18 protein-coding genes, 3 tRNA genes and 1 pseudogene are annotated in these 21,761 nt (G+C 67.7%); 13 read left to right on the plus strand and 9 right to left on the minus strand.

Annotated elements, in window-relative coordinates:
- The first annotated feature begins 53 nt into the window (after positions 1–53).
- On the plus strand, positions 54–1,268 hold the full coding sequence (locus ACV229_RS23665) for a DUF1501 domain-containing protein (RefSeq protein WP_448085533.1): 1,215 nt from the start codon (positions 54–56) through the stop codon (positions 1,266–1,268).
- 7 nt (positions 1,269–1,275) lie between these two features.
- Here the strand turns inward: ACV229_RS23665 and hpnD are convergent, their stop codons facing one another.
- Positions 1,276–2,109: a presqualene diphosphate synthase HpnD gene (gene hpnD / locus ACV229_RS23670; protein ID WP_448085612.1), complete on the minus strand. Its 834-nt coding sequence runs from the start codon at positions 2,107–2,109 to the stop codon at positions 1,276–1,278.
- 255 nt (positions 2,110–2,364) lie between these two features.
- On the opposite strand from hpnD, the gene ACV229_RS23675 reads away from it, so the two are divergent.
- Positions 2,365–2,451, plus strand: a tRNA-Leu gene (locus ACV229_RS23675).
- A gap of 91 nt (positions 2,452–2,542) precedes the next feature.
- Here the strand turns inward: ACV229_RS23675 and ACV229_RS23680 are convergent.
- Together ACV229_RS23680 and ACV229_RS23685 are read right to left on the minus strand one after the other, a co-directional pair.
- The gene (locus ACV229_RS23680) at positions 2,543–2,758 is read right to left on the minus strand and encodes a hypothetical protein (RefSeq protein WP_448085534.1); all 216 of its coding nucleotides are present in this window, start codon (positions 2,756–2,758) and stop codon (positions 2,543–2,545) included.
- A 126-nt stretch (positions 2,759–2,884) separates the two neighbouring features.
- Positions 2,885–3,110, minus strand: a pseudogene (locus tag ACV229_RS23685) (class II histone deacetylase); the annotation flags it as partial.
- Here ACV229_RS23685 and ACV229_RS23690 point away from each other — a divergent pair.
- Together ACV229_RS23690 and ACV229_RS23695 are read left to right on the plus strand one after the other, a co-directional pair.
- Complete coding sequence (locus ACV229_RS23690; RefSeq protein ID WP_448085617.1) at positions 3,094–3,219, plus strand: hypothetical protein; 126 nt, start codon at positions 3,094–3,096, stop codon at positions 3,217–3,219. The pseudogene ACV229_RS23685 and the gene ACV229_RS23690 sit on opposite strands and share 17 nt — an antisense overlap.
- An 80-nt stretch (positions 3,220–3,299) precedes the next feature.
- Complete coding sequence (locus ACV229_RS23695) at positions 3,300–4,298, plus strand: 2-dehydropantoate 2-reductase (protein WP_448085535.1); 999 nt, start codon at positions 3,300–3,302, stop codon at positions 4,296–4,298.
- A gap of 97 nt (positions 4,299–4,395) precedes the next feature.
- Here the strand turns inward: ACV229_RS23695 and ACV229_RS23700 are convergent, their stop codons facing one another.
- Together ACV229_RS23700 and ACV229_RS23705 are read right to left on the minus strand one after the other, a co-directional pair.
- On the minus strand, positions 4,396–4,845 hold the full coding sequence (locus ACV229_RS23700) for a MarR family winged helix-turn-helix transcriptional regulator (protein WP_448085536.1): 450 nt from the start codon (positions 4,843–4,845) through the stop codon (positions 4,396–4,398).
- Positions 4,846–4,907: 62 nt separating this feature from the next.
- Complete coding sequence (locus ACV229_RS23705; protein WP_448085537.1) at positions 4,908–6,053, minus strand: glycerate kinase; 1,146 nt, start codon at positions 6,051–6,053, stop codon at positions 4,908–4,910.
- A gap of 378 nt (positions 6,054–6,431) precedes the next feature.
- Here ACV229_RS23705 and tig point away from each other — a divergent pair, with 378 nt between their 5' ends.
- From tig to ACV229_RS23745, 8 genes are all read left to right on the plus strand, one after another.
- The gene (gene tig / locus ACV229_RS23710) at positions 6,432–7,778 is read left to right on the plus strand and encodes a trigger factor (protein WP_448085538.1); all 1,347 of its coding nucleotides are present in this window, start codon (positions 6,432–6,434) and stop codon (positions 7,776–7,778) included.
- Positions 7,779–7,918: 140 nt separating this feature from the next.
- The gene (gene clpP, locus ACV229_RS23715; RefSeq protein ID WP_448076101.1) at positions 7,919–8,572 is read left to right on the plus strand and encodes an ATP-dependent Clp endopeptidase proteolytic subunit ClpP; all 654 of its coding nucleotides are present in this window, start codon (positions 7,919–7,921) and stop codon (positions 8,570–8,572) included.
- Positions 8,573–8,728: 156 nt separating this feature from the next.
- Entirely contained in the window at positions 8,729–10,000 is a 1,272-nt protein-coding gene (gene clpX, locus ACV229_RS23720; RefSeq protein WP_010092138.1) for an ATP-dependent Clp protease ATP-binding subunit ClpX, read from the plus strand.
- Between the two features lie 199 nt (positions 10,001–10,199).
- The gene (gene lon / locus ACV229_RS23725; RefSeq protein ID WP_448085539.1) at positions 10,200–12,623 is read left to right on the plus strand and encodes an endopeptidase La; all 2,424 of its coding nucleotides are present in this window, start codon (positions 10,200–10,202) and stop codon (positions 12,621–12,623) included.
- Positions 12,624–12,735: 112 nt separating this feature from the next.
- On the plus strand, positions 12,736–13,008 hold the full coding sequence (locus ACV229_RS23730) for an HU family DNA-binding protein (protein WP_448085613.1): 273 nt from the start codon (positions 12,736–12,738) through the stop codon (positions 13,006–13,008).
- A gap of 57 nt (positions 13,009–13,065) precedes the next feature.
- Positions 13,066–13,141, plus strand: a tRNA-Val gene (locus ACV229_RS23735).
- Between the two features lie 23 nt (positions 13,142–13,164).
- Positions 13,165–13,241, plus strand: a tRNA-Asp gene (locus ACV229_RS23740).
- 365 nt (positions 13,242–13,606) lie between these two features.
- Positions 13,607–15,541, plus strand: coding sequence for a SurA N-terminal domain-containing protein (locus ACV229_RS23745; RefSeq protein ID WP_448085540.1), 1,935 nt, complete (start codon positions 13,607–13,609; stop codon positions 15,539–15,541).
- Positions 15,542–15,612: 71 nt separating this feature from the next.
- On the opposite strand, the gene ACV229_RS23750 is transcribed toward ACV229_RS23745, so the two are convergent.
- Positions 15,613–16,299, minus strand: coding sequence for an arylesterase (locus tag ACV229_RS23750; RefSeq protein ID WP_448085541.1), 687 nt, complete (start codon positions 16,297–16,299; stop codon positions 15,613–15,615).
- Here ACV229_RS23750 and ACV229_RS23755 point away from each other — a divergent pair.
- Complete coding sequence (locus tag ACV229_RS23755; RefSeq protein WP_448085542.1) at positions 16,298–17,014, plus strand: ABC transporter ATP-binding protein; 717 nt, start codon at positions 16,298–16,300, stop codon at positions 17,012–17,014. The genes ACV229_RS23750 and ACV229_RS23755 overlap by 2 nt on opposite strands.
- A gap of 87 nt (positions 17,015–17,101) precedes the next feature.
- Here the strand turns inward: ACV229_RS23755 and pgi are convergent, their stop codons facing one another.
- The 3 genes from pgi to ACV229_RS23770 all read right to left on the minus strand — a co-directional run bounded on the left by pgi (position 17,102) and on the right by ACV229_RS23770 (position 21,737).
- A complete protein-coding gene (gene pgi, locus ACV229_RS23760) occupies positions 17,102–18,724 on the minus strand; it encodes a glucose-6-phosphate isomerase (RefSeq protein ID WP_448085543.1) in 1,623 nt (540 codons plus the stop codon).
- A 111-nt stretch (positions 18,725–18,835) separates the two neighbouring features.
- Complete coding sequence (locus ACV229_RS23765) at positions 18,836–20,380, minus strand: NAD(P)H-hydrate dehydratase (RefSeq protein ID WP_448085544.1); 1,545 nt, start codon at positions 20,378–20,380, stop codon at positions 18,836–18,838.
- Between the two features lie 43 nt (positions 20,381–20,423).
- Positions 20,424–21,737, minus strand: a complete 1,314-nt coding sequence (locus ACV229_RS23770) for an FAD-dependent oxidoreductase (protein ID WP_448085545.1) — start codon at positions 21,735–21,737, stop codon at positions 20,424–20,426.
- Positions 21,738–21,761: the final 24 nt, after the last annotated feature.

Below are 21,761 nucleotides of genomic sequence, written 5' to 3' on the forward strand. Positions count from 1 at the left end.
AAAACGAGTCGCCGGCTCGGCACGCAAGCGACGCGGCCGGCAAAGGATGCGCGATGAACCGACGTGATTTCCTCGCGCTGACGGGCGCTGCCGCAACGGCGGGCGTGTCGCTGTGGCAGCCGGGCGCGCTCGCGGCCCCGCTCGCCGCGCAGAAGGCCGGAGCCGGCTATGCGAACGTGCTGATCCTCGTCGAGCTGAAGGGCGGTAACGACGGCCTCAATACTGTCGTGCCGTATGCGGACCCGCAGTACTACGCGTTCCGGCGCAGCATCGGCATCAAGCGCGACCAGGTGCTGCAGCTCGACGAGCGCACGGGGCTGCATCCGTCGCTCGCGCCGCTGCTGCCGCTGTGGCGCGACCGGCAGGTCGCGATCGTGCAGGGCGTCGGCTATCCGCAGCCGAACCTGTCGCATTTCCGCTCGATCGAAATATGGGACACCGCGTCGCGCTCGGACGAGTACCTGCGCGAAGGCTGGCTCACGCGCACGTTCGCGCAGGCGCCGGTGCCGGCCGGCTTTGCGGCGGACGGCGTCGTGCTCGGCAGCGCCGAGATGGGGCCGCTCGCGAACGGCGCGCGCGCGATCGCGCTCGTCAATCCGGCGCAGTTCATCCGTGCCGCGCGCCTCGCGGAGCCCGTGTCGCTGCGCGAGCAGAACCCGGCGCTCGCACACATCATCCACGTCGAGAACGACATCGTGAAAGCGGCGGACCGGCTGCGTCCGCGCGGCGGCATGCGGGAATTCAGGACGGCGTTTCCGGCCGGTGCATTCGGCACCGCGGTGAAGACCGCGATGCAGGTGCTCGCGGCATGCGAGGCGTCCGGGCCGGGCGCGCAGGATGGCGTGGCGGTGCTGCGGCTCACGCTCAACGGCTTCGACACGCACCAGAACCAGCCGGGACAGCAGGCGGCGCTGCTCAAGCAGTTCGCCGAAGGGATGAGCGCGATGCGCGGTGCGCTGATCGAGCTCGGGCGGTGGAACGAGACGCTCGTGATGACGTATGCGGAATTCGGGCGGCGCGTGCGCGAGAACCAGAGCAACGGTACCGATCACGGGACGGCCGCGCCGCACTTCGTGATGGGCGGGCGCGTCGCCGGCGGGCTGTACGGTGCGCCGCCCGCGCTCGGGCAGCTCGACGGCAACGGCAACCTGCCGGTGGCGGTCGATTTCCGCCAGCTTTATGCGACCGTGCTCGGTCCGTGGTGGGGGCTCGACGCGACGCGCGTGCTGCAGCAGCGCTTCGAGCCGCTGCCGCTGCTGAAGGCCTGATCGTGCGTCAGCGCCGGCGCGCGGCGCGCCAGGCGATCCACAGCTTGCGGATCGGCGTCAGCGCGATGCGCTGGTGCAGGACCTGGTAGCCGTCGCGCTCGATTTCGTCCAGCAGCGCACGCGCAAGCGCGAGCTGCGCGCGCAGCGTACGCTGCGTGCGTCGCTCGGCGGCGGGGATCGCGGCCTCGGCGGCCGCGAGCGCGTCGCGGGCGCGCGCGGTCTGGAACTGCAGCAGCTCGGTGAACGCGGGGCTGTAGCGCCGGTTCAGCAGGTCCGCGGCGGTCACGTTGTAGCGCTGCAGCTCGTCGATCGGCAGATAGATGCGGCCGTGGCGCGCGTCGTTGCCGAGTTCCTGCACGAATTGTGCGAGCATCAGCGCATGGCCGACCCGTTCGGCCCACGGCTGCGGCTCGGACGGGCGTGCGGCGCTCGCGCGCGCGACGAGCGACGCGAAGCTGCCGCCGACCTGCGCGATATAGCGCTGCAGGTTCGCGAAATCGAGGTAGCGCGCCTGTTCGAGGTCCATTCCGTAGCCGCCGACGAGCGCGCGCAGCACGTCGTGTTCGCCCGCGATCGACGGATGATGCTGCGCGAGCGCTTTCGTCACCGGATGCGACGGCTCGCCGGCCGCGAGCGCCGCGAGCTCCTTGTGCCACCACGCAAGCTTGGTGTGGCCGACGGTCGGGTCGCTGGTTTCCTTGACGGTTTCCTCGAGTTCGCGGCGCAGCGCGAAGAGGGCCGTGAGTCGCGGCTGGACGGCGAACGGCGCCTGCCGCAACGCATAGTAGATGCTGGAGCCGGCGGGGGCGGCTTTCTGCTGACAGTAGTCGTCGAAATTCACGTGCGGAATCGGGTCGGGGGCGGTATCGGGGGACGCGCGGCTGCGCACCGCCGGAAGCATCAAGCGTGGAATCAAGCGCGGAATTCTAGCATCGGCGCGTGAACGCCGTCGGCCGATGGAGACAACGCTTTGCAGATCGGGTAGAATCTCGCGCTCGCCTGATCGGGCGTGCCGGTTTTCGGGCCGGCGCGATGTGTCCCGGACGCGCGGCGCAAGCAAGCGATGCGCGCCGTGCGGTCAGGCGAAAAAGCATGCGCGTGAGTGGCGAAATTGGTAGACGCACCAGGTTTAGGTCCTGACGCCCGCAAGGGTGTGCCGGTTCGAGTCCGGCCTCACGCACCAGTTGGACAAGGCTCCGTCGGGCTCGTCCCCGAAGAAGCGCTGCCGGTTTGCTGACCCGCAGCGCTTTTCTTTTTCTGTTTCCCGCACCTTCCTAATCCCAGAAACTCCGGATCGCGACCGCGACGATCACCGGCACTGAAAACACCAGCGGAATCGCGAAATACTGCGCCTCGCGATCGACGATCCAGCTGTAGATCAGCCAGCCGGCGCCGATCGCGAACGTGATGAGGCCGACGACGATCGCGGCGATATTCAGCACCAGGTTGGACGGCCGGCGGCGCACTTTTTCGCGCGGAGAAGATTTCATCGGATGAGTGCGGCTTCAGGCCCCGTCTGTTCAAAAGCACAGGAGACCGCATTCGCGCCGAACGCGCAAGGGCCGGCGCACGACGTGCCGCCACGTGCCGCCATGCGCCGCCGGGCGCGGCGGGCGTTACAGTCCGAACGACGCCGTGAGTTCGTCGAGCAGGTCGCGCTGGAGTGCGCAAAGGCGCTCTCCGGGCTGTTGCGCGATTGCCAGATCGAGCATCGGATCGGTGACGCCGGTGCGGATGTCGGCGAGTTCCTCGACGATCGCGAGTCCGCAGAACGGCGCGTACGCTTCCGAATAGCCGCCTTCGTGCACGAATCACGAGGCGGCCCGTGCAGTGGCCCTGCGCGTACCGCAAGCTCGGCATGCACGACAAGAGCCAGATCGCGGGCGTGCTCGGTGCCGCAGACGATCCGGCGCTCGATGCGCTTGCGGACGCGGGGCGCGAGCCGGGCTGAACTGCGGTGGCCGTGAATATGGTTGTGCGCGCAACCATTGGGCGCTATGCTCGTCAACTCCCAGGAGACGGAACCCCATCATGAACGACACGAATTCAGGGTCGGTGCGTGCGGCGATCGTCGGCGTCGGCGCGATCGGCGGACTGCTCGCGGCCGCGCTTGCGCGGGCCGGGATGCGCGTCAGCGCGTACGCGCGCGGCGCGACGCTCGACGCGTTGAAGACGCACGGCGTGCGCGTGCTGGACGAAACCGGCGCGCTGTCGTCGGTCGCGGTCGACGCGAGCGACGACGCAGCCTCGCTCGGCGTGCAGGACTACGTGGTGATCGCGCTGAAAGCGCAGGCGCTGCCGGACCTGGCCGCGCGCATCGCGCCGCTCGTCGGGCCGCGCACGGTGATCGTCGCGGCGATGAACGGGCTGCCGTGGTGGTTCACGCACGGGCTCGCGGGGCCGCTCGACGGCGTGCCGCTGGAGGCGGTCGATCCGGGCGGCGCGGTCTCGGCGGTGCTGCCGCCGGCGCAGGCGATCGGCTGCGTCGTGCACCTGTCGTCGAGCACCGACGCGCCTGGTGTCGTGCGCCGCGGGCGCGGCAACCGCCTGATCGTCGGCGCGCCTGGCCCCGCGCTCGGCGAGGCCACGGCCCGCTTTGCGGCGGCGCTTGCCGCGGGCGGCTTCGACGTCGAGACGACGCCCGCGATCCGCACCGAGATCTGGGCGAAGCTGTGGGGCAACATGAACATGAATCCGCTGAGCGCGCTGACCGGTTCGACGTCCGAGCAACTGCTCGACGACCCGTTCACGCATGCGCTCGCGCTGCGGATGATGGAGGAGGCGGCCGCGATCGGCGCGAAGCTCGGTCTGCACACGGGGATGAGCGGGCCGGAGCGCATGGCGGTGACGCGCAGGCTCGGCGCGTTCAGGACGTCGATGCTGCAGGATTTCGACGCGGGGCGTCCGCTCGAGATCGGGCCGATCCTCGGCGTGTTTCCGGAACTGGGGCGCAAGCTGGACGTGCTGACCCCGTATTGCGACGCGGTGCTCGGGCTGCTGCGCCAGCGCGCCGCGAACAGCGGGCTTTAGGAAGGGCGCGTGGTTCCGCGCATGTCGCGCCGGCGCGGCTGTGCCTTCGAACGTGCCCGCCGGCGTGCCGGTCGCATCCGGAGCCGGCCCGCTGCGTTCAGTCGTCGCGCTCGAGCGCGTGCGCGACGACTTTCTCCAGCAGCCGTTCGAACGTATTGCGCTCGCTGTCCGACAGGCACGCGAGCAGTCCGTCGTTCCACTTGCGCACGATCGGCATGATCTTGCGATGCAGCGCGCGGCCGTCCGGCGTCAGCGCGATCAGGACGATCCGTCCGTCTTCGTCGCTCGCGCTGCGCGCGAGCAGGCCCTGGCGCAGCAGCGCTTCGGCCGCGCGGCTCGCCTGGCTCTTGTCGAGGTTGGTGTGGCGCGCGAGATCCATGATCGAGAACGGGCCGAACGCACCGACGGCCGCGATCACGCGCGCCTCGGGCAGCGAGATGCCGAGCTTGTGCCGGTACACGTCGCCGATGCCTCGGTCGGAGCGCTTCGTGAGCACGTGGAGGCGATAGGTCAGAAACTGATCGAGCCCGGCTTGACGGCCTTTCATGTCGAATCCTGAAGATAAAGGGCGGGCCCGATTGTTCCTGTATCGCGCGCTCGGGTCAACGGTCAGCGCGCGCCGTATTTCAGTCGCGTCAGCTGCTCGGCCTCGTTTGCGAGCAGGCTGGCGGCGTCGCGGATCGCCACGTCGAGCGTGATCGGGCCCGGCGCGGGCGAGAAGCATCCGGAAAAATGTTCGGACAGGCGCGGCAGGGCGGCCGGATCGACCGCACCCGACAGCAGCGACGCAGGCACGCCCGCGGCCTGTGCGTGACGGCATGCGATGAACGGCGCCTTGCCGTGCAGCGTCTGCACGTCCGAGCGGCCTTCGCCGGTGATCAGCCAGTCCGCGCCGGCGAGCGCGGCGTCGAGCCCGATCTGGCGCGCGACGACTTCGGCGCCGGCCTCGAACTGCGCGCCGAGCATGTGCAGCGCGAAGCCGAGGCCGCCCGCCGCGCCGGCGCCCGGCAGGTCGCGCGCGCGACGGTCGAGCGCGGCCTCGAGCAGGTCGGCGAAATGGCCGAGCGCGGCGTCGAGGGGCGCAATCTGCTCCGGCGTCACGCCCTTTTGCGGGCCGAACACGGCGGTCGCGCCGTGCGCGCCCGTCAGCGGGTTGTCGACGTCGGACATGCCGACGAATTCGGCGTCCGCGACGCGCGGGTCGAGTCCGGATGCGTCGATCCGCGCGATCTCGGCGAGCCGCGCCGGCACCGGCTCGACCGGCTGGCCGGCCGCGTCGAAACAGCGCAGCCCGAGGCCGGCGAGGAGGCCCGCGCCGGCGTCGTTGGTGCTGCTGCCGCCGAGCGCGACGAAGAACCGGCGCACGCCGTCGTCGAGCAGCTGGCGGATCGCTTCGCCCATCCCGCGCGTGCTGCGCGCGTCGACCGGCACGCTCATCCCGGCCGGGTCGGTGATGCCGACGATCTCGGCCGTCTCGACGATCGCCGTGCGCGCATCGATCACGCCGACCGCGGCGTCGCGCACCGCAAGCGACGCGCCGGCCACCGCAACCGTGCGTCGCGTGCCGCTGCTTGCGAGCATCGCGTCGAGCGTGCCTTCGCCGCCATCGGCCATCGGGCAGCAGCGCACGACGGCGTCGGGACGCACGCGGCGGATGCCGGTGGCGATCGCGTCCGCGACCTGCTCGGCGGAAAGCGAGCCTTTGAACGAATCGGGCGCGATGACGACGACAGGCGCGGACGGGTGATGCGGCATGGTGTCTCCGGTTGGCGTGATTGGTCGGACGAATGGGCCGGGCGAACGCGTGCCGCGCGGCCGCGGCGCATTCTCAAATGGAGCTTACAGGATGGCAGCCGCGCGTGGATACGCCGCGCGGCATAACGGCGATCCGCGTGCATCGGCGGCCGTCGCGCAACGGCTGCGCATGCACATCGTGCCGATCTGACGGTGCAGGGAAAATTGTTTGCTAGAATAGTCGATTCTTCCGGCCAAAGCCGTGCTCCGAGCCGCTTGCGCTAGCCGATCCGGCGCTCGCAGGGATGGCGTGGCGCTCCGGCGCGGCGTATGACGCCGCAAGGCAGGCACGGCAAGGAAAACCCGATTCGCTCGAATAATTTTAGGACGATTGAAGCCATGGCTAACGTTGTTGAAAACCTCGGCAAGCTTGAACGCCGCGTGACGATTTCCCTGCCGAAAGATACGGTGCAGAAGGAAATCGACGCTCGCATCCAGAAACTCGCGAAGAACGTGCGCATGCCGGGTTTCCGCCCGGGCAAGGTGCCGCTCAAGATGGTCGCGCAGCAATATGCGGGTCAGGTCGAGGCGGAAGTGCTGAGCGACAAGATCGGCCAGGAATTCTTCACGATCAGCCGCGCGGAAAACCTGCGCGTCGCTGGCCAGCCGAGCTTCGCGCCGAAGCAGGAACAGGCGGAAGACGCATACGCGTTCGACGCGACGTTCGAGGTCTACCCGGAAGTGAAGATCGGCGATCTGGAGACGGCTGAAGTCGAGCGCTCGACGACGACGATCGGCGACGCCGAAATCGACCGCACGCTCGACATCCTGCGCAAGCAGCGCGTGCACTTCCACGCTCGCGGCGAAGGCGGCGAGCACGGTGACGGCGGTGCGGACGCCGCCGCACAGAACGGCGACCGCGTGACGGTCGACTTCGTCGGCAAGATCGACGACGTCGCGTTCCAGGGCGGCACCGCAGAAGACTTCCCGTTCGTGCTCGGCGAAGGCCGCATGCTGCCGGAATTCGAAACGGCTGCGCTGGGCCTGAAGGCCGGCGAAGCGCGCGAATTCGACTTGAAGTTCCCGGACGACTATCACGGCAAGGACGTCGCAGGCAAGACGGCGAAGTTCACGGTCACGATGAAGAAGGTCGAATGGCCGCACCTGCCGGCAATCGACGCCGACTTCGCGAAGTCGCTCGGCATCGAAGACGGCGACCTCGCCAAGATGCGCAACGAGATCAAGGAAAACCTCGAGCGTGAAGCGAAGCGTCGCACGCAGTCGATCGTCAAGAACCAGGTGATGGACGCGCTCTTGAAGATCTCCGAACTCGACGTGCCGAAGGCGCTGATCGAGCAGGACCAGCAGCGCCTCGTCGAAATGGCGCGCCAGGACCTCGCGCAGCGCGGCGTGCCGAACGCGAAGGACGCACCGATCCCGGCCGAAATGTTCACCGAGCAGGCTGAGCGCCGCGTGAAGCTGGGCCTCGTGCTCGCCGAGCTGGTGAAGTCGAACGGCCTGGAAGCGAAGCCGGAGCAGATCCGCGCGGAAGTCGACGAGTTCGCGAAGAGCTACGAAGACCCGAAGGAAGTGGTCCGCTGGTATTATTCGAACCAGCAGCGCCTCGCCGAGATGGAAGCGTTCGTCGTTGAGAGCAACGTCGTCGATTTCGTGCTGGGCAAGGCGAAGGTGACGGACAAGGAAGTGAGCTTCGAGACACTCGCGAGCGCATCGGCGCAAGCGTAAGTGTCGCTCTTGCGGCGTGCCGGCTGTCGGAGCGACGGCCCGCACGCCGTTTTTACGTCAGGCGCACGGTTGCCATTAATATGGCGATTGAGCGGGCGGCTTCCCGCCGTTCAATTTTCAATTCGAACAAGGTTCATTGAATGATCACTCGCGCTGAATTGCTTGACATGCTGGCTTCGAACGCGCCGCGGGATTTCGAAACGCAAGCGCTGGGGCTGGTTCCGATCGTCGTCGAAACGAGCGGCCGCGGCGAGCGTTCGTACGACATCTATTCGCGCCTCCTGAAGGAGCGCCTCGTGTTCATGGTCGGCGAAGTGAACGACCAGACGGCGAACCTCGTGGTCGCGCAGCTGCTGTTCCTCGAAAGCGAGAACCCGGACAAGGACATCAGCCTGTACATCAACAGCCCCGGCGGTTCGGTGTCGGCCGGCATGGCGATCTACGACACGATGCAGTTCATCAAGCCGGACGTGTCGACGCTGTGCATGGGGCTCGCGGCGAGCATGGGCGCGTTCCTGCTCGCGTCGGGTGCGAAGGGCAAGCGTTTCGCGTTGCCGAACTCGCGCGTGATGATTCACCAGCCGCTCGGCGGCGCACGCGGCCAGGCATCGGACATCGAGATCCAGGCGCGCGAAATCCTCTACCTGAAGGAACGACTCAACCAGCTGCTCGCGCAGCACACGGGCCAGGACGTCGAGCGCATCGCGCGCGACACCGACCGTGATAACTTCATGTCGAGCGAGGACGCGAAGGCGTACGGGCTGATCGATCAGGTGCTGTTGAAGCGTCCGTGAACTTAGTGGGGTGCCGCCCCATTTGGGTCGGCTCACCCGATACGCCCTGAGCATCTGCGGCAAGCGCATCCAGCCGACTCCGGTCGCGCCCTAGGTCGTGGCGCGCGGAGCATTCGGCGTATCATGTCATTTACCTGTCCGGAGGCTCATACATTCATGGCGGACAAAAAAGGTTCGAACAGCGAGAAGCTGTTGTATTGCTCGTTCTGCGGCAAGAGCCAGCATGAGGTGAAAAAGCTCATTGCGGGCCCGTCGGTCTTCATCTGCGATGAATGTATCGACCTGTGCAACGAGATCATTCGCGACGAGGCGGCAGCCGCGGGCGTCGAGGCCAGCCTGTCCCGGTCGGATCTGCCGAGCCCGCAGGAAATTCGCGACATCCTCGATCAGTACGTGATCGGCCAGGAGCGCGCGAAGAAGATCCTCGCGGTCGCGGTCTACAACCACTACAAGCGTCTCAAGCATCTCGACAAGAAGGACGACGTCGAGCTGTCGAAGAGCAACATCCTGCTGATCGGCCCGACGGGCTCCGGCAAGACGCTGCTCGCGCAGACGCTCGCGCGTCTGCTGAACGTGCCGTTCGTGATCGCCGACGCGACGACGCTGACCGAAGCCGGCTACGTCGGCGAGGACGTCGAGAACATCATCCAGAAGCTGTTGCAGAACTGCAACTACGAGGTCGAGAAGGCCCAGCGCGGGATTGTCTACATCGACGAAATCGACAAGATCAGCCGCAAGTCGGACAACCCGTCGATCACGCGCGACGTGTCGGGCGAGGGCGTCCAGCAGGCGCTGCTGAAGCTCGTCGAGGGCACGATGGCGTCGGTGCCGCCGCAGGGCGGCCGCAAGCACCCGAACCAGGATTTCATCCAGGTCGACACGACCAACATCCTGTTCATCTGCGGCGGCGCGTTCGACGGCCTCGAGAAGGTGATCACCGACCGCACCGAGAAGACGGGCATCGGCTTCGGCGCGACGGTCAAGAGCAAGCAGGAGCGCGATGCCGGCGAGGTGCTGCGCGAGGTCGAGCCGGAGGACCTGATCAAGTTCGGTTTGATCCCCGAATTGATCGGCCGTCTGCCGGTCGTCGCGACGCTCGGCAAGCTGGACGAGGCCGCGCTGATGAAGATCCTGGTCGAGCCGAAGAACGCGCTCGTCAAGCAGTATCACAAGCTGTTCGCGATGGAGCGCGTCGAGCTGGAAATCCGCCCGGCCGCGCTGCAGGCGGTGGCTCGCAAGGCGATCCGCCGCAAGACCGGCGCGCGTGGCCTGCGTTCGATCATCGAACAGGCGCTGCTCGACGTGATGTACGAGCTGCCGACGATGAAAGGGGTCAGCAAGGTCATCATCGACGAGAACGTCATCGACGGCGACGGCAAACCGTTGCTGATCTATGAGGACACGCCGAAGGTGGCGGGTTCGAACTGACCGGCTTGACGACAATGTACTGACGAAAAAAGCCGTTCATGAAACCGTGAGCGGCTTTTTTTCGTTTATCTTGTGGGTAACTCTGACTCGACACGCGGTGGTTACTTTCTTACCGAATATTTCCCACGCTTGAAGGCCTTGCAATCCGAAGTGCCGGCCTCAATTACCGAACAATTGATTCCACTCATGGGGAAATGAAATGTCAGGCACCCAACTTCTCCCGCCGGAACGCATCACGCTCCCGCTGCTGCCGCTGCGGGATGTCGTCGTTTTCCCGCACATGGTGATTCCGCTCTTCGTGGGCCGGCCGAAATCGATCAAGGCCCTCGAAGCAGCGATGGAAGGCGGCAAGCACATCATGCTGGTCGCACAGAAAACCGCGGCCAAGGACGAGCCGACCGAAAAGGACATGTACGAGGTCGGTTGCGTCGCGAACATCCTGCAGATGCTGAAGCTGCCGGACGGCACCGTGAAGGTGCTGGTCGAAGGCCTGCAGCGCGCGAAGGCATTGTCGATCGAGGAACAGGAGACGCAGTTCTCCTGCGAAGCGATGCCGCTCGAGCCGGACCACGCGGACAGCGCGGAAACGGAAGCGCTGCGCCGCGCGATCGTGTCGCAGTTCGACCAGTACGTAAAGCTGAACAAGAAGATCCCGCCGGAGATCCTCACGTCGCTGTCGGGCATCGATGAGGCGGGCCGTCTCGCGGATACGATCGCCGCGCACCTGCCGCTGAAGCTCGACCAGAAGCAACACATCCTCGAGATGTTCCCGGTCGTCGAGCGGCTCGAGCACCTGCTTGCGCAACTCGAAGCCGAGATCGACATCCTGCAGGTCGAAAAGCGCATCCGCGGGCGTGTGAAGCGCCAGATGGAGAAGAGCCAGCGCGAGTACTACCTGAACGAACAGGTCAAGGCGATCCAGAAGGAACTGGGCGAAGGCGAAGAGGGCGCTGATCTCGAAGAGCTCGAGAAGCGCATCAACGCCGCGCGCATGCCGAAGGAAGCGAAGAAGAAGGCCGACGCCGAGCTGAAGAAGCTGAAGCTGATGTCGCCGATGTCGGCGGAAGCGACGGTCGTGCGCAACTACATCGACACGCTGATCGGCCTGCCGTGGCGCAAGAAGAGCAAGGTCAACAACGACCTGTCGAACGCCGAGCAGGTGCTCGACGAGGATCACTTCGGCCTCGAGAAGGTCAAGGAACGCATCCTTGAGTACCTCGCGGTGCAACAGCGCGTCGACAAGGTGAAGGCACCGATCCTGTGCCTCGTCGGGCCTCCGGGCGTCGGCAAGACGTCGCTCGGGCAGTCGATCGCACGTGCGACGAACCGCAAGTTCGTCCGCATGGCGCTCGGCGGCGTGCGCGATGAGGCCGAGATCCGCGGCCACCGCCGGACCTACATCGGGTCGATGCCCGGCAAGATCCTGCAGAGCCTCACGAAGGTCGGCGTGCGCAATCCGCTGTTCCTGCTCGACGAAGTCGACAAGATGGGCATGGATTTCCGCGGCGATCCGTCGTCGGCGCTGCTCGAAGTGCTCGATCCGGAGCAGAACCACACGTTTGCCGATCACTATATCGAGGTCGACTTCGATCTGTCGGACGTGATGTTCGTCGCGACGTCGAACTCGCTGAACATCCCGCCGCCGCTGCTCGACCGGATGGAAGTGATCCGTCTGTCGGGCTACACGGAAGACGAGAAGGTCAGCATTGCGCAGCGTTACCTGCTGCCGAAGCAGAAGAAGAACAATGGCCTGAAGGAAGGCGAGATCGAGGTCACCGAGCAGGCGATCCGCGACATCATCCGCTACTACACGCGCGAAGCCGGTGTGCGTTCGCTCGAGCGCGAAGTGTCGAAGATCTGCCGCAAGGTCGTGAAGATGCTGCTGCTGAAGAAGGCATCGGGCGCGATCAAGGTGGACGGCGAGAACCTCGACACGTTCCTCGGCGTGCGCAAGTACGACTTCGGCCTCGCGGCGAAGGAGAACCAGGTCGGTCAGGTGACGGGCCTCGCGTGGACGGAAGTCGGCGGCGATCTGCTGACGATCGAAGCCGCGGTGATGCCGGGCAAGGGCAACGTGATCCGCACGGGTTCGCTCGGCGACGTGATGAAGGAATCCGTCGAGGCGGCGCGCTCGGTCGTGCGTTCGCGTTCGCGGCGTCTGGGCATCAAGGACGAAGCGTTCGACAAGCAGGACATCCACATTCACGTGCCGGAAGGCGCGACGCCGAAGGACGGTCCGTCCGCCGGCGGCGCGATGACGACCGCGTTGGTGTCGGTGCTGACGGGCATCCCCGTGCGCGCCGACGTCGCGATGACGGGCGAAATCACGCTGCGTGGCGAGGTCCTGCCGATCGGCGGCCTGAAGGAAAAGCTGCTCGCCGCGCATCGCGGCGGTATCAAGCTCGTGCTGATTCCGGAAGAGAACGTGAAGGATCTCGCGGAGATTCCGGACAACGTGAAGAACGCGATCGAGATCGTGCCGGTCCGCTGGATCGACAAGGTGCTCGAACTCGCGCTCGAGCGGGTGCCGACGCCGCTGCCGCCGGAAGAAGAGGCGAAGGCTGCGGCCCCTGTCGCGGAAACGGCGAAGGAAGCCGGCTCGACGGAAGTCGTCAAGCACTGAGTCTGATGTGACGGTTGTTCACGAAACCCGCGGCATGTCCGCGGGTTTTTTTTGCGCACTTGGCGTGCGGTTCCGGGCACGGGGCGGGCGCGCCGCAATCGGGGGCAGATGCATGAACAAGGCGGAATTGATCGAGCACATCGCGCGACAGGCGGACTTGTCGAAACTGTCGGCCGGGCGGGCGCTCGACGCGTTCATCGACGCGGTGACCGGCGCGCTGAAGGCGGACGGCAGCGTGACGATCGCGGGCTTCGGTACGTTCGTGGTGACGGACCGCAGCGCACGGCAGGGACGCGATCCGCGGACCGGCGAACCGATCGAGATCGGCGCTGCAAAAATTCCGCGATTCAGGGCTGGCAAAGTCTTGAAGGATGAATTAAACTAGCGGGCTCGCTGGTTGTTGACGCAGAAATGCAGATCGCAGCCGGAATGAATCCGGAACGGGTGCTTAGCTCAGCTGGTAGAGCGGCGCCCTTACAAGGCGTAGGTCGGGGGTTCGAACCCCTCAGCACCCACCAGTTTCGCGATTCAGCAAGACCAAGGAGCGGTAGTTCAGTCGGTTAGAATACCGGCCTGTCACGCCGGGGGTCGCGGGTTCGAGTCCCGTCCGCTCCGCCAAGACAATAAATGCCCGCCTCGTGCGGGCATTTTTGTTTGTAGCCATTTTTTGTGCCCGCGGGCGGGCACGTGGCTGCGGAGTGGAGGAAGCCGCCTGCGCGGCTTCCGGCGGGACTCGAAGGGATGCGCCTGCAGGCGCATCCGCGGCCTGCAGGATGTAGGCGAGTCCCGTCCGCTCCGCCAAGACAATAAATGCCCGCCTCGTGCGGGCATTTTTGTTTGTCGATCTGGTCGCGTGCGCTGCCGGACATCGTGCCTTTGCGATGCGTTCGACCTCACCGCCACCCGCCGCCGAGCCCCGGTTCGCCTTTTTTCCTGCCCACTGTTGTAATATCGGGCGTTTTGTCCAATTTACCCCGTCACGCATGCTCGATTTCTTCCGTAATCACCAGCGCCTGATGATGGCGCTCCTGCTCCTGATCGTGTTGCCGGGGCTGGGTTTCGTCGGGATTCAAGGTTTCCGCGGCTTCTTCGATGAAAGCGCGAACGTCGCGGCGGTCAACGGGCACAAGATCACGCGGGTCGAATTCGACGGCGCGTTCCGCCAGCAGATCGACCGCGCGCGCCAGATGCTCGGCGGGCAGTTCGACGTGAAGACGTTCGATACGCCCGAGCACCGCAAGGAAGTGCTCGACGGCCTGATCCAGCAGCGCGTGCTCGCCGACGAGACGCAGCGCCTGCACCTGACCGCATCCGACAACGCGGTGCGCGAGGCGCTGCTGGGCGACCCGATGATCGCGTCGCTGAAGAAGCCGGACGGCTCGATCGACGTCGAGCGCTATGCGCAACTGCTGTCGTTCCAGGGCATGACCCCCGAGCAATATCAGGAGCGCGTGCGCTACAGCCTCGCGCTGCAGCAGATCCCGGCCAGCATCGTGTCGAGCGCGTTCACGCCGAAGAGCCTCGCGCAGCGCCTGTCGGAACTCGCCGCGCAGCAGCGTGAAGTGCAGGCGTTCGTGCTGAAGACGACCGACTACGCGTCGAAGGTGCAGCCGACCGACGCGCAGCTCGCCGCGTACTACGACGCGCACAAGCAGAGCTTCGCGACGCCGGAGACCGCGACGATCCAGTATCTCGTCTATTCGCCGGCTGCGGCCGCCGCGAGCGCACAGCCGACCGATGCGGACATCAAGAAGTTCTACGACGACAACCCGACGCACTTCCGCACCGAAGCGCAGGTGCGCGTGAGCCACATCTTCATCGCGGCGGCGAGCAGTGCGGGCGCCGCGGACAAGGCGGCTGCGAAGGCGAAGGCCGATCAGCTGCTCGCCGACGTGAAGGCGCATCCGGACCAGTTCGCGCAGATCGCGCAGAAGAGCTCGCAGGACGCGCCGTCGGCGGCGAAGGGCGGCGACCTCGGCTTCATCACGCCGGGCTCCACCGCGGGCGGCAAGGCGTTCGACGATGCGGCATTCGCGCTCAAGCAGGGTGAAGTGAGCGGCGTCGTGCAATCGGATCTCGGCTTCCACATCCTGAAGGCGACCGAAGTGAAGCCGTCGGTGGTCAAGCCGTTCGCGGACGTGAAGGATGCGATTGCGGCGGACCTGAAGCAGCAGTACGCATCGAAGGCATTCTCGGACAACGCGGAAGGCTTCACGTCGACCGTCTATGAAAAGGCGAAGAGCCTTCAGCCGGCCGCGGACAAGTACAAGCTGACGCTCCAGACGGCCACCGTCACGCCGACGCCGAATGCCGCGCTGCCGCCGACGAGCCCGCTCAACAATCCGAAGTTCCTGGCCGCGGTGTTCGCGAGCGATTCGGTGAAGAGCCAGAACAACACGCAGGCGATCGACGTCGGCAACAACACGCTGATCTCGGCGCGCGTGACCGACTACAAGCCGGCTACCGTGCCCGCGCTCGCTGCGATCAAGGACGCGGTGCGCCAGAAGGTGATCGCCGAACAGGCGGCCGAGCTCGCGAAGAAGGATGGCGCGGCGAAGCTCGCGGAGCTGCAGAAGTCGAAGGCGACCGCAGGCTTCGCGCCGGCCGAAACCGTTTCGCGCACGCAGGCGCACGGCCTGTCGCCCGACGCGCTGAGCGCGGTCTACAAGGTCGATGCGAAGACGCTGCCGGCGTATGTCGGCGTCGATCTTGGCGCGGACGGCTACGCGATCTATCGCGTGAACGCGGTGACGCCGGGTTCGGCAGTCGATCCGCAGCAGCTCGCGGCCGCGCAGCAGCAGATGGCGCAGGTCGACGCGCAAAGCGAAGGCGAGGCGTACCTCGCCGCGCTGCGCGACCGCTCGAAGGTGAAGCTGTACGGTTCGACGGCCAGCACCACGCAAGACAGCGGGAACTGATCCCCGCGCTGTCGACGAAAAAAAGCCCCGCCATCGAGCGGGGCTTTTTCATGCCGGCGTCCGGCGCGCGTTCAGCCGCGCGGCTTCGGGAGCAGCGGCTTCAGCGACGGCCACACGTTGTCGAGGAGCACGCCTTGCGCCTGCTGCGTCGGATGGATCTGGTCGGACTGGAACATCTCGGGCCGGTTCTCGATGCCGGCCAGCAGGAACGGCACGAGCGGCACGCCGAGATCCTTCGCCAGCCGCGTGTAGATGCCGTGGAACTTCTGCGTGTAGTCGGGGCCGTAGTTGGGTGGCACGTACATGCCGACCAGCACGACTTTCGCGTGCGCATGCTGCGCGTCGGCGACGATCTCGCGCAGATTGCGCTCGGTCGTCGCGAGCGGCACGCCGCGCAGCGCGTCGTTCGCGCCGAGCTCGACGACGACGATCGACGGCTTCAGCCGCTGCAGCACCGCAGGCAGGCGGGCGCGTCCGCCGCTCGTCGTGTCGCCGCTGACGCTCGCGTTCGCAACGCTATAATCGATCCGCTCGGTGGCGAGTCGTTGCCGCAGCAACGCCACCCAGCCCGTGTCGCGCGGCAGGCCGTATTCGGCCGACAGGCTGTCGCCGAGCACGACGATCACGGGCTGGCCCGCTGCATCGGACGGCGCGGTCGCGGCGCGGGCAAGGCCAAGACCGGCCGTGCTCGCGGCGAGTGCGCCGCACAGCAGCGCGGCCAGCGCCGCGCGTCTATTCCTGCGAATTGTCGTGTCCATGCTCAAGATTAACGATCCGGTCATCGAAGCTCATCAAGTATGCAAGCGGGTCGCCGACGCAACGGGCGAGCTGACGATCCTCGACGGCATCGACCTCACCGTGCCGTCCGGCGGCAGCCTGGCGATCGTCGGCGCGTCCGGGTCCGGCAAATCGACGCTGCTCGGCCTGCTTGCGGGGTTGGACAGCGCGACGAGCGGCACGGTTCGCCTGCTCGGCCAGCCGCTTGACCAGCTCGACGAGGACGAGCGCGCCGCGCTGCGCAACGGCGCGGTCGGGTTCGTGTTCCAGTCGTTCCAGCTGATGCCGCACCTGACCGCGCTGGAAAACGTGATGCTGCCGCTCGAACTGCAAGGCGGGATCGGCGCGCGCGACGCGGCCGACCGCGCGCGTGCGCTGCTCGCGCAGGTCGGGCTCGGCGAGCGCATCGCGCATTACCCGAAGCTGCTGTCCGGCGGCGAGCAGCAGCGCGTCGCGCTTGCCCGTGCGTTCGTCACGCATCCGGCGATCCTGTTTGCCGACGAGCCGACCGGCAGTCTCGATGCGGCAACGGGGCATGCGGTCATCGACCTGATGTTCGAACTCAATCGTACGCACGGCGCGACGCTCGTGCTGGTCACGCACGATCCGGAACTCGCGCGCCGCTGCGCGACGACGGTGACGCTCGACGCCGGCCGCATCGTGACGCCGCGCGCGGCGCAGCGCGGCGTTTCCTGACACCCCTCCGACGCAATCCTGCGACCGGGCCGCGCGCGCGGGTATCGCGTCGCGCGGCCGACCGTCATCAGCGGTTGTCAGCGCTGATCAGCGCTTGAGCGCGGCGCGTGCGCGGGCGATCAGCGCCGTCGTCGACGAATCGTGCTTCGCCGGATCGAGCGCATCGGCCGTCAGGTCCGCCTCGACCACCTTGCCGAGGATCTTGCCGAGCTCGACGCCCCACTGGTCGAACGGGTTGATGTCCCATACCGACGCCTGCACCAGCACCTTGTGCTCGTAGAGCGCGATCAGCGCACCGAGCGCGCGCGGCGTCAGTGCGTCGACGAGCAGCGTCGTCGTCGGGCGGTTGCCGGGGAAGGTCAGGTGCGGCGCGAGCGACTCTTTGCCTGGCCCGGCGACCTCGCGTGCTTCGTCGAGCGTGCGGCCGAGCATCAGCGCCTCGCTCTGCGCGAAGCAGTTCGCGAGCAGCTTCGGGTGATGGCTCGCGAGCGGATGCTCGGGCGTCAGCACCGCGATGAAGTCGATCGGCACGATCGTCGGCCCCTGGTGCAGCATCTGGAAGAACGCGTGCTGGCCGTTGGTGCCCGGCTCGCCCCAGGTGACGGCGGAGGTCGGATAGTCGACGAACGTGCCGTCGAGCCGCGCGGACTTGCCGTTGCTCTCCATCTCGAGCTGCTGCAGGTACGACGGCAGGAAATGCAGCGCTTCCGAATACGGCGCGACGAGATAGCTTTGCGAGCCGAAGAAGTTGCGATACCAGATGCCGATCATGCCGAGCAGCACCGGCAGGTTGCGTTCGAGCGGCGCTTCGCGGAAATGGCGGTCCATGTCGTTCGCGCCGGCGAGCAGCTCGTCGAACTGCTCGGGGCCGATCGCGATCATGATCGACAGGCCGACAGCCGACCACAGCGAGTAGCGGCCGCCGACCCAGTCCCACATCTCGAATACGTTGTTGTCGGCGATGCCGAACCGGACGACTTCGGCCGGGTTCGCGGACACGCCGACGAAATGCTTCGACAGCGCACTTTCCGGGCAGCCCTTCGCGACGAACCAGTCGCGCAGCGAGCGCGCGTTCGTCATCGTCTCGAGTGTCGTGAAGGTCTTCGACACGATGATCGCGAGCGTTTCTTCCGGGTCGACCTGCTCGAGCACGCGTGCGAGATCGGCGCCGTCGACGTTCGAGACGAAGTGCGTCGCGATGTCGGGCGTCGCGACGTGGTGCAGTGCGTGCACGACCATCTTCGGCCCGAGGTCGGAGCCGCCGATGCCGATGTTGATCACGTGGCGGATGCGCTTGCCCGTATGGCCGGTCCAGGCGCCGCTGCGCACCGCGCGCGCGAATGTTGCCATCTTCGCGCGTTCCGCGACGATCTGCGCATGGAACGGCGCGTGCGGATCGGTCGCGCGCAGCGCCGTGTGCAGGGCCGCGCGGCCCTCGGTCGGGTTGACGATGTCGCCCGCGAACATCGCGTCGCGGCGCGCCTCGACGCGTGCGTCGCGCGCGAGCTGCACAAGCAGGCGCAGCGTGTCGTCGGTGATGCGGTTCTTCGAGAAGTCGGCCGCGAGGCCGCCGCCCGAGAACGTGAAGCGTTCGGCGCGGGTCGGCGCGGGATCGTTTTCCGGTACGAACCAGTCGCGCAACCGGGCGTGGCGGATCTGTTCGTAGTGGGTTTGCAGGGCAGTCCAGGCGGGGAGCGAATTCAGCGTCATGACGGTTCGAGTGAAGCGTGAATCGGGAGGAATGCCGCGCCGGCGCATCGGGATCGGATGTCCGGCGGACGAGCGGACCCGCCGTGCGGCGGGGGAGTCAGTATAGCGGCGTTATGTGTCCGCGCGTCCGCACGGGTAAAAATGGCGATTGATCAGCGTGCGCACCATCGGCGCCAGTTCGCCGGCCGTCAGCCCGGCCGGTCCCGTGCCGTCGGCGACCAGCGTGTCGGCCGCGAGGCCGTGCAGGTAGACGCCCGCGAGCGCGGCCTCGTATTGGGGTACGCGCTGCGCGAGCAGCGCGCCGATCAGGCCGCCGAGCACGTCGCCCGTGCCGCCCGTCGCGAGTGCCGCGTTGCCGGTCGGGTTGACCGTCAGGCGGCCGTCGGGCGCGGCGATCACGGTGCCCGCGCCTTTCAGCACCACGACGCTCGCGAAGCGCGCGGCGAGCGCGTGCGCCGCCGCGAGCCGGTCGCGCTGCACGGTCGCGGTATCGCAGCCGAGCAGCCGTGCTGCTTCGAGCGGGTGCGGGGTCAGGATGCATGCGTTGCCCTGCGCGCCGCGCGCCGCGACGGCGTCGGCGAGTTCCGGGTGCGCGGCGATCAGGTTCAGCGCGTCGGCGTCGAATAGCGTGGCTGCGCCGTGCGCGAGCACGTCGCGTACGAGCGTCGCCGCCGCGTCGCGCGTGCCGAGACCGCAGCCGGCCGCGATCGCGGTCATCTCGGCGAGATCGAGGCCGTCGGCCGGATGCAGCATCAGTTCGGGAAACGGCGGATCGTACGGCGGCGCGCCCGCGCCGAGAAAGCCGACGTACACCTTGCCCGCGCCGGCGAACAGCGCCGCGCGCGCGGCGAGGATCGGCGCACCGCACATGCCGGTGTCGCCGCCGATCACGGCGAGGCTGCCGAACGTGCCCTTGTGCGATGCGAACGCGCGCGCGGGCAGCGCATCGGCGAACAGCGCGGGTGCGTTCAGCATCATGGCCGGCGCTGCGGGCGCCGGAACGTCGAGTGACGCGACGTCGACAACGCCCGCGAGATCGCGGCCTTCGCCCATGTAGAGACCCGGCTTCGCGGCGATGAAGGTCAGCGTATGCGTCGCGGCAACGGCGACACCGGCGCCGACGATGTGCCCGGTATCGCTGTCGAGGCCGCTCGGCACGTCGAGCGCGAGCACGCGACCGGTCGTCCGCGCGCGGGCGGCGATGCGCGCGGCGATGTCCGCGAACGCGCCGTCGAGCGCGCGGGCGAGGCCGATGCCGAACAGCCCGTCGACGACCCATGCATAGCCTTCGAACGACGCGGGCGGCTCGGTCGAGACCGGCACGCCGGCCGCGCGGGCGAGGCCGAGCGCCCATTGCGCGTCGTCGGGCTTCACCGCGACCGGCATCCACGCCTCGGTTGCGACCCCGAGGCGCTGCAGTTCCGCCGCGGCGACGAGGGCATCGCCGCCGTTGTTGCCGGGGCCGACCGCGAACCATACCGGGCGGCCGTCGTGGGCGACGCGTTCGGACAGCCAGCGCGCGGCGGCCGCGCCTGCGCGGCCCATCAGCGTGTGCGGCGGCAGCGCGGCGGCCGCGGCGGTTTCGGCGGCGCGCAAGTCGGCGACGCGCTGCAGCGCGAGCGGGGCGGGGACGGAAAGCGGGCGGGTGACGGTCATGGCGGCGGGGGAAGGATGCCGCCGGGCAAGCCCGTGCGGCCGGTCAGGTCGTGAAACGCTCGGCGCGCAGCGCGGCGAGCGTGTCGGCAGGCCAGCGCTGCGTATCGCCGGTATGGCCGCCGATGTAATCCGCCACCACTTTAGCAGACCCGCACGCGAGCCCCCAGCCTGCGGGGCCGTGGCCGAAATTGACGAATACGCGCGGATGCGGGGTCGGACCGACGACCGGCATGCCGTCCGGCGACAGCAGCTGCGTGCCTTGCCACGACAGCGCGGCCGAGATCTTCGCGGCGCCGGGCACCCAGTCGTGGACGGCCTGCCCGAGCAACGCGAGCGCGGCCTGCGACAGCGGCTCGGCGAGCGGCCGGGCGGTGTCCTGCAGACTCTGCAGCACAGCGCCGCCGCCGATGCGCATCCGCTGATGGGTGCGTGTCATCGCGATCCGCTTGATCGAGTCGACGACGGTCAGGTGCGGCGCGTGCTCCTCGTACGCGACCGGCGCGGTCAGCGTATGGATGCGCATCGGATGCAGCGGCACGCGCATGCCGAGCCGCTCGAGCAGCGCGAGGCTGCCGGCCCCTGCGGCGACCACGATCGCGTCGGCGGAGATCACGTCGACTTCGCGCGCGCTGGCCGCACGGCGGTCGCCGGTCGGCGGCGCCAGTTCGACCGCGGCGCGGCCCGAGTCGGTGCGGATCGCGGCGACGTCGGCGCCGAAACGGAACTGCACGTCGTGCTCGTCGAGCACCTGCTTGACGAGCTTCGCGAACAGCGGGCAGTTCCCGGTGCGCTCGGTCTCGAGCAGCACGCCGCCGGCGAACGCCGGCTCGGCGGGCACCGACGGCTCGAGCGCCGCGCATTCGGCCGCCGTCAGCGTGCGATGCGGCAGGTCGAGCGTGCGCAGCAGGTCGAGCGCGGGCTGCGCGGCGTCCCAGTCGTGCGCGTCGCGCACGACGTGCAGCACGCCGGCCTTCTGTTCGAATTCGAGTTCGAAGCGGGCCTCGATGTCGGCGATCGCGTCGCGCGACGCGTCGACCAGCGGGCGCAGCCGCGCATACTGGGCCGCGAACGCTTCGGGCTCGCGCAGTGCGCCGAGCCGCTTCACGAAGCGGCGGACCTGGCCGTTCAGCCCGGGCTTGTAGACGATGCCGCTGTCGCGTGGCTGGCGCTGGCGCATGAAGGTCGGCCCGAACCAGACGTCGAGCGGGCTCGGCAGCAGCGTGCCGCCATCGCCGTAGGTCGCGCCTTGCGCGACGGTCGCGTGACGCTCGACGACGCATACGCGATGGCCGGCCGCACGCAGCTGGTAGGCGGTGGCGACGCCGCTGATTCCGCCGCCGATGACGATGACATCCATGGATTGCTTCGATGACGGGCGGCG

Source organism: Burkholderia sp. MR1-5-21 (genome assembly GCF_053427715.1).

Bases quoted from the DNA above. Each gene is read 5' to 3' on its own strand.
- ACV229_RS23665 (WP_448085533.1), top strand. From the start codon at position 54: ATGAACCGACGTGATTTCCTCGCGCTGACGGGCGCTGCCGCAACGGCG.
- ACV229_RS23680 (WP_448085534.1), bottom strand. From the start codon at position 2,758: ATGAAATCTTCTCCGCGCGAAAAAGTGCGCCGCCGGCCGTCCAACCTG.
- ACV229_RS23695 (WP_448085535.1), top strand. From the start codon at position 3,300: ATGAACGACACGAATTCAGGGTCGGTGCGTGCGGCGATCGTCGGCGTC.
- ACV229_RS23700 (WP_448085536.1), bottom strand. From the start codon at position 4,845: ATGAAAGGCCGTCAAGCCGGGCTCGATCAGTTTCTGACCTATCGCCTC.
- ACV229_RS23705 (WP_448085537.1), bottom strand. From the start codon at position 6,053: ATGCCGCATCACCCGTCCGCGCCTGTCGTCGTCATCGCGCCCGATTCG.
- tig (WP_448085538.1), top strand. From the start codon at position 6,432: ATGGCTAACGTTGTTGAAAACCTCGGCAAGCTTGAACGCCGCGTGACG.
- clpP (WP_448076101.1), top strand. From the start codon at position 7,919: ATGATCACTCGCGCTGAATTGCTTGACATGCTGGCTTCGAACGCGCCG.
- clpX (WP_010092138.1), top strand. From the start codon at position 8,729: ATGGCGGACAAAAAAGGTTCGAACAGCGAGAAGCTGTTGTATTGCTCG.
- lon (WP_448085539.1), top strand. From the start codon at position 10,200: ATGTCAGGCACCCAACTTCTCCCGCCGGAACGCATCACGCTCCCGCTG.
- ACV229_RS23730 (WP_448085613.1), top strand. From the start codon at position 12,736: ATGAACAAGGCGGAATTGATCGAGCACATCGCGCGACAGGCGGACTTG.
- ACV229_RS23745 (WP_448085540.1), top strand. From the start codon at position 13,607: ATGCTCGATTTCTTCCGTAATCACCAGCGCCTGATGATGGCGCTCCTG.
- ACV229_RS23755 (WP_448085542.1), top strand. From the start codon at position 16,298: ATGCTCAAGATTAACGATCCGGTCATCGAAGCTCATCAAGTATGCAAG.
- ACV229_RS23750 (WP_448085541.1), bottom strand. From the start codon at position 16,299: ATGGACACGACAATTCGCAGGAATAGACGCGCGGCGCTGGCCGCGCTG.
- pgi (WP_448085543.1), bottom strand. From the start codon at position 18,724: ATGACGCTGAATTCGCTCCCCGCCTGGACTGCCCTGCAAACCCACTAC.
- ACV229_RS23765 (WP_448085544.1), bottom strand. From the start codon at position 20,380: ATGACCGTCACCCGCCCGCTTTCCGTCCCCGCCCCGCTCGCGCTGCAG.
- ACV229_RS23770 (WP_448085545.1), bottom strand. From the start codon at position 21,737: ATGGATGTCATCGTCATCGGCGGCGGAATCAGCGGCGTCGCCACCGCC.